This is a genomic window from Nocardia thailandica NBRC 100428 (assembly GCF_000308795.1).
Lineage (GTDB): Bacteria > Actinomycetota > Actinomycetes > Mycobacteriales > Mycobacteriaceae > Nocardia > Nocardia thailandica.
In genome coordinates, this window is the sequence record NZ_BAGK01000289.1 from 1 (window position 1) to 7,061 (window position 7,061).

Annotated in this window: 4 protein-coding genes; all 4 read right to left on the bottom strand. The window is 73.1% G+C overall.

What is annotated here, in order from left to right; translation table 11 throughout:
* Nucleotides 1-133: 133 nt before the first annotated feature.
* Nucleotides 134-1,210 (bottom strand): zinc-binding metallopeptidase family protein, encoded by a 1,077-nt coding sequence (locus tag ON36_RS28640; protein ID WP_052314443.1) that lies wholly within the window; start codon nt 1,208-1,210, stop codon nt 134-136.
* A 66-nt stretch (nt 1,211-1,276) separates the two neighbouring features.
* Nucleotides 1,277-2,173 carry a transglutaminase family protein gene (locus ON36_RS28645; protein WP_052314442.1) on the bottom strand — a complete coding sequence of 299 codons (897 nt, stop codon included), beginning with the start codon at nt 2,171-2,173 and terminating at the stop codon, nt 1,277-1,279.
* Nucleotides 2,170-5,241: a circularly permuted type 2 ATP-grasp protein gene (locus ON36_RS28650; RefSeq protein WP_043660224.1), complete on the bottom strand. Its 3,072-nt coding sequence runs from the start codon at nt 5,239-5,241 to the stop codon at nt 2,170-2,172. Before ON36_RS28650 ends, ON36_RS28645 begins: the two co-directional genes overlap by 4 nt.
* 22 nt (nt 5,242-5,263) lie before the next feature.
* Nucleotides 5,264-7,061: transglutaminase family protein (locus ON36_RS28655; protein ID WP_043660226.1), on the bottom strand; the 1,798-nt coding region annotated here is incomplete at its 5' end.

Genomic DNA, 7,061 nt, shown 5'->3' on the forward strand with positions numbered 1-7,061 from the left:
GGCCCCTGGTGTCCCCGCGACGCTCGCTGCGCTCGCTGGGCCTCCTCGGGGTCGGCCCGGGGTGGGTCGGTGCGGGTGCCCGTGGCTAGGTGGCTTCGGTAACTCGTGCGGAGGGCGGTTCGGCAGTCAGCGGCTAGGCGACGGCCGACTCCCCGACCATCGCGTGCCCGGCGCAGAGGTCGTGGACCAGCCGCATCTTGTCCAGCACCGGTTCCGGCAGCACGAACGGGTACAGGTCCGGGTGGCCCATGGACCGGTTGACCATGTTGAGCGACCAGGCCAGCGGCAGCCACAGCTCGATGATCTTGTCGAAACCGGCCCGGCCGACCTGCGGGCGGTCGAGGGTCGCGCCCGCGGGGGCGAAACCGAAGGCGGCGGCGGTGTCGAGGGTGTCGCGGATGTGCAGGTAGTGGGCGAAGGTCTCGGCCCAGTCCTCGGCGGCGTGCATGGTGGCGTAGGAGGACACGTAGTCGCCCTCCCAGCCGGCGGGGGCGCCCTCGGAGTAGTGCCGGTCAAGGGCCGCCTGGTAGTCCGCGTACGGGTCGCCGAACAGCGCACGGAATCGGCCGAGGGTGTCGTCGTCGGTGACGAGCACCTCGAAGTAGTAGTGCCCGATCTCGTGGCGGAAGTGCCCGAGCAGGGTGCGGTAGGGCTCGGCCATCTCGATGCGCAGCTGCTCGCGGTGCGGGTCGCTGGCCTCGGCCAGGTCGAGGGTGATCACCCCGTTCATGTGCCCGGTGACGACGTTGTCGCTGTTGCTGGACAGCAGATCGAAGGCCAGGCCGCGTTCGGGGTCGGCGTCCCGGCCGGTGATCGGCAGCCCGAGCTCGCTCAGCTCCATGATCAGCCTGCGTTTGGCCGCCTCGGCCTCGGCGAAGGCCGCCAGTCCTGCGGTGTCCGCGTCGTTGGGCCGGGTCCGGGTGAGGCTGCACGACACGCACAGTCCCGCCTCGGGGTCGGCTCCCGCGCCGTCGGCGGGCACCGGGACCAGCCAATTGCACTGGGCCACATGCAGGTTGTCGCAGAGCCGGAACCGGTCGCCGTCGACGACGCCGCGCGCGTGGTCGATCGCGGCGTCACCGGGCGGGTCCCCGATCACCACCAGGGCCCGCTCGTCCAGGCTGAACCCGAGCGGGCTTGAGCAGCCGAGGCACACCGAGTTCTCGAAGGCCAGCTGCTGGCCACAGTTCGGACAGGCGAAATCACGCAAGACCACACCTCCACCGGTTACACGGGAGCGAACGCGGAGCACTGCTCGACGATGATGCCATGCCGGCTAGCCGGTCACCGGGGCGACGTCCACCGACACGGTGATGGTCGACTGCTCGGCATCGGTGTAGATGATCCCACGCAGCGGCGGCACATCGGCGTAATCGCGGCCCCACGCCACGGTGACGTAGCGCTCATCGGCGAACTGGTCGTTGGTCGGGTCGAACGCGATCCACCGGCCGGTCCGGTCGTCCTCCTCGGCGCCGGGCAGCCACACCGCCGACCACGCGTGCGTGGCGTCGGCGCCGACCATGCGTTCCTTGCCCGGCGGCGGATCGGTGGCCAGGTACCCCGAGACGTAGCGCGCCGCGAGCCCGTGGGCGCGCAGGCAGGCCGCGCCGATGCGGGCGAAGTCCTGGCAGACACCCTCGCGGGCGGCGAACACGTCGGCCACCCGGGTGCTCACCGTGGTCGAGCCGGAGCGATACCGGAAGTCGCGGTGGATCCGGGTGTTGAGGTCGGTGATCGCCTCGAGCAGCGGCCTGCCCGGGGTCAGCGACTCGGCCGCGTAGGCGGTGACCTCGGGGGTGATTTCGGGCGGCAGGAGGTCGAGGGTGAACTCGACCGCCAGCGGCCCGGTGTCCGTGGTCGGCCGCGCCCGCTCCCAGGGCAGTTCGGCGCCGTCGAGCCCGGCCGGATCGGGCACGTCGACCTCGACCAGCGACTCCCCGGTGACCTCGAGCGTGCGGTGCTCGGCGGTGACGTGGAAGTAGGAGGTGGTGTTGCCGTAGACGTCGGTGCCGATCGAGCGGTCCGACGGCACCGGGTCGATGACGATGTCGTGCTCGAGCAGCCGCTGGCCCGGGTGGTCGCGGGGGGTGAGGTAGGCGCGGCCGTAGGAGCTGGTGACGTCGTCGGAGTAGCTGTAGGTGGTGCGGTGGGTCACCCGGTACCGGCGGCTCATCCGACCATCCTGGTGTTGCCCCACAGCGGCCGGTGGCCCGCGGGCAGGGCCAGTTTCGTCGTCTCGAACGACTCGGACAGTTTCCGCAGCCGCAAGTGGACCCCTTCCAGGAGTTCGGCCAGCTCGGTGCGGACGCCGTCGTCGTCGGTGTGTTCCAGGTCGGCCGGATCGATGCGGCGCAGCATGCGCTGGGCGTCGGCCAGGATGCGTTGCGGCCGCGAGGAGCCGGTGCCGCCGGGCAGCGCCTGCAGGTCGGCTTCGAGGCGGTCGAGCTGGTAGATGAGCGAGCGCGGATTGCCCGGGTCGAACAGCAGCAGGGCGGCCATGGCGGCGATCCGGGCCGAACCGCGATGGCGGCGGCGGTAACTCACCAGCGACTCGCACGCGACGAGCACGGTCTCGCTGACCACCCGCTCGACCTCCGCCGGATGGGTCCGCGTCAGCGCGGCGTCGAGCAGGGCGGTGATGGCGAGGCCGCGTTCGATCCGTTTGCCGATGTCCATGACGTACCAGCCCGTGTCGCGGACCAGCGATTCCGCGCCGATCCCCGACAGCGACAGCAGCCCGGCCAGGCTCAGCGAGTGCACCGCCGACATGGCGTTCTCCTGATCGGCCGCGGTGGAACGGAATTCGGCGAGGGCGCGGTCGAGCGCGCCGAGCACCATCCAGGTGTCGTTGGAGACCTGGTCGCGCACGGCGCGGGCGGCGGCGCCGAAGTGGTCGACCGCGAAGGCCAGCGAACCGGGCTGGTCCCGGTCGGCGGTGAGGGAGGCCAGGTAGGCGTAGCCCTCGGCGGAGGCGCCTGCGACCCGCTCGGCCGTCACCGCGCGGCCGCGGCCCTTCTTCTTGCGTTCGGGGTGCTCCCCGGGCGACGGGACCGCTTGCAGCGCCGCGTTTCCGGCGCCCTCCCCCGTGCCCGCGCCGTCGCCCCGGCCGCCGGCGCGGCGCCCGGTGTCGGCCGCCGTTTCCGGCCGGGCGTCGGCCGCGGCGGCGCGGGCCTGGCCGCGCTGCTGCTGGTGCTGGTCCCCCGGTGACTGGTCGGCCACGACCTGGTCCGGCCCCGGCTCCCTGTCCTCCCGTTCGCCTGCCGAGCCGGTGGTCCGCAGGGCGCGGGCCAGCGCGCTGGTGCCCTCCCGCTCCCAGCGCGGGGTGCCGGTGTCGCCCGCGGGCGCGGCGTCGGGGGTGCCCGTGGCGGCCTGTCCGGCGGTGGCGTTCTTCGCGGCGTGCGTGGCGAAGACGGCCTCGGGCGCCGGCGCGCCGGTGGTCACCGACAGCGCGCGCAACAGCACCGGAAGGGATTCCGCGCCGTCGAGCCAGGGGCGGTAGCGGTAGTCCTGGTAGATGTCGTGCACGGCGATGAGCAGCCGGACCACCGACTCGGCCCGTTCGCCGTAGCGGCCCATCCAGAACAGGTCGTTGAGCACGCGCGGCGAACTGACCGCCTCGACGACCGGCGCGCCGCGATGCAGCCGCTCCTCCGGCGCCTCGGTGCCGACGGCGGGCGCCGCCGTCGGCGCGGTGCGCACCCACACGTCCTTGGCCGCGACCTTGATGACGCTGCGGGTCGGTTCGAGCCGCATCCGCTGCTGGCCGAGCCCGCCGGTCATGGCCGTGTACCCGCCGCGGCGGGCGAGCGAGAACAGCCGCATGCCGACCGGCGCGGGCCCGAACGCGCCCGCCCCCTGGATCGCGGGCGCCACCGAGAACTCGGCGGGTTCGATGCCCACCCACTTCCAGGTCTCGGCGTCGACCCGCGCGGCGAGGTCGGCGCGTTCCGCGGCGGACAGGGTCGGCCCGAAGTAGGTGGTGCCGTCCACGGCGGACCGGATCACCAGCTCGTCGAGGCGCGCCCGCAGGTGCTGCCGCTCGGTCGCGTCGCCACCCCAGTAGCTCGGCGTCGCCTCGAGCAGCAGGTCCTCGCCGAGCAGGGAGCGGCAGACGCGCGGCAGCAGCGCCGCGAGGGCCGGGGACTCGAGCAGGCCGCTGCCGAGGGTGTTCACCACAGTGACCGCGCCGCGGCGCAGGACCTCGACCAGGCCGACGACGCCCAGCTGCGAATCGGGTCGCAGGTCGAGCGGATCGGAGAACTCCGCGTCCACGCGCCGCAGCACCACGTCGACGCGTTCGAGGGTGCCCAGCGACCGCATCCACAGGGCGCCGTCGCGCACCACCAGGTCGGCCGACTCCACCAGCGGGAAGCCCAGGGTCTGCGCGAGATAGGCCTGATCGAAGGCGGTTTCGCTGTGCGAGCCGGGACTGAGCACGACCACCACCGGTTCCTCGCCGTCGGCCAGCTCCGGCGCGGCCTCCTCCAGCATGAGCCGCATGGCCCGCGCGAACGGCGTCAGCGGGCGCGGCCCGGCGTGCTCGAACGCCTCCGGGATGGCCGAGGCGACCACGCGGCGGTCGGCCAGGGCGTAGCCCGCGCCCGAGGGCGCCTGCGCCCAGTCGGCCAGCACCCGGAACTTCCCGTCCGACCACCGGCTGATATCGCAGGCGTGCAGGAACAGCTGATGCCTGCCGGGCACCGTGATGCCGTGGGCCGCGCGCACATAGCCGACATTGCCGAAGACCAGCTCCGGGGGGAGCAGGCCCGAGGTGATCAGCCTGCGCGGCCCGTAGACATCGGTGAGCACTTCGTCGAGCACCTGCGAGCGCTGCACGAGGCCGGTCTCCAGCCGGGTCCAGTCGTCGGCCGAGACCAGCAGGGGGATCGGGTCGAGCCGCCACTGCGCCGGGGTCGCGGCGTCGGCGCCGCCGCCGGTCCCGACCTCGGTGTAGGTGATGCCGTCGTCCTCGATCTGGCGGCGGACCCGGTGATCGATGCGCCCGAGCCCCTCCATGCCCACCTGGGCGAAGTCCGCCGAGAGCTCCGACCACATGGACCGCACCCGGCCCCTCGTGTCGACGAGTTCGTCGTAGTAGCCGCCGGTCGGCCTGCCGCATTCGTCGAAGCCGGAGTCCGACCGGCTCTCCGCCCGGTAGCGAGCGAACTGCTCGGCGACCTGGGGGTGTACGCCCGGCGCCCCGCGGCCCGCCTCCCGTCGCGCATCGTCGCGCTGTGTCACCGAGCGTCCTCCCTTGCCACCGCTACCAGTTGCCGGTCCGGCCCCAGACCGTCCGTGCCCGGCGTAGATCCAGGATGCCGGGTGCGCCGACATCGGTCGACTGCGCTGCGATCTTCGCACGCAGGTCGGCCGGATCGACCCGGCTCACGGTATGTCCGCCCGCCTCGAACCGGCGGTTGCGCCGCGACTGCGCCTCCACCGCGTTGACCGGCGGCGTCTCGTAGGCGCGGCCGCCGGGATGCCCGACGTGATAGGTGCAGCCGCCGTGCGACAGGCCGGTGACCGGGTCGAGCAGGTCGAAGACGAGCGGGGCGTCGACCGTGATCGACGGGTGCAGCGCGCTCGGCGGCTGCCAGGCCCGGTAGCGCACCCCGGCGACCTGCACGTCGTGTTTCCCGGTGGGCAGCAGGGGAACCGGCATGCCGTTGCAGGTCAGCACGTACTTGCCCGGGTCGGCCCCGGTGACCCGCACCTGCAGCCGTTCCACCGACGAGTCGACGTAGCGGGCGGTGCCGGTGCCGGTGGTCTCCTCGCCGAGGGTCAGCCAGGGTTCGATGGCGCCGCGCAACTCGATCTCCACCGTGCCGAGCACCACCGTGCCGATCCGTGGGAAGCGGAACTCGGTGAACGGTTCGAGCCAGCTGGCGTCGAAGTCGACGCCGTGCGCACGCAGGTCCTCGATCACCTCGGCGATGTCGGCGATCAGGAAGTGCGGCAGCAGGTATCGGCCGTGCAGGTTGGCGCCGTGACGCAGCAGCGGCGCGCGGTACGGCTCGTCCCAGCACCGGGCGACCAGACCGCGCACCAGCAGCGACTGCACCATCGCCATCTGGAAGTGCGGCGGCATCTCGAAGCCGCGCAGTTCCAGCAGGCCGAGCCTGCCGCGCGCCGAGTCCGGGCTGTAGAGCTTGTCGATGCAGAACTCGGCGCGGTGGGTGTTGCCGGTGAGGTCGGTCAGCAGGTGGCGCAGCGCGCGGTCGACGTGCCAGGGCGCCGCGGTGATCTCCGCGGGCACGCCGCCGCCGTTCCGTTCGCTGAGCCGGTCGATCTCGGCGAAGGCGATCTCGAGTTCGTAGAGCGCGGATTCGCGGCCCTCGTCCGCCCGCGGCGCCTGCGAGGTCGGGCCGATGAAGCGGCCCGCGAACAGGTAGGACAGCGCGGGGTGGCGCTGCCAGTAGGTCAGCAGCGACACCAGCAGGTCGGGCCGGCGCAGCAGCGGCGACCGCGCGGGGGTGACCCCGCCCAGGGTGATGTGGTTGCCACCGCCGGTGCCGCCGTGCGTGCCGTCGATGTCGAAGGACTCGGTGATCAGCCGGGCGAGGCGGGCCTGCTCGTAGAGGGTCTCGAGCAGTGCGGCCTGCTCGGCGAAGGACGCGGTCGGGGTGATGTTGACCTCGATGACGCCCGGATCGGGGGTGATCGAGAAGGTGTGCAGCCGTGGGTCGGACGGCGGCGCGTACCCCTCGAGCACGACCGGATGGTCGAGCGCCACGGCCGCGGCCTCCACCCGGGCGACGAGATCGAGGAAGTCGTCGAGCGCGGCCACCGGCGGCAGGAACACGTGCAGCCTGCCCTCGCGCACCTCGGCGACCAGCGCCGTGGTCGGCCCGGCGCCCGCCGGTTCGAGGACCGCGGGCGGCTCCTGCCCGGGCGGCCGCAGCGGAACCTGGTGCAGCGGGTCGCGTTCCGGCATCGGCGGCGTGGGGCGCCAGGACACGGCGTTCAGCGGCAGGCGAAGGCCGGCCGGGGAGTCGCCGTCGTGGAGCACGATCCGGCCGGGGTCGCCGGGTTCGGCCCGACCGCGCCGCAGCTGCCAATCC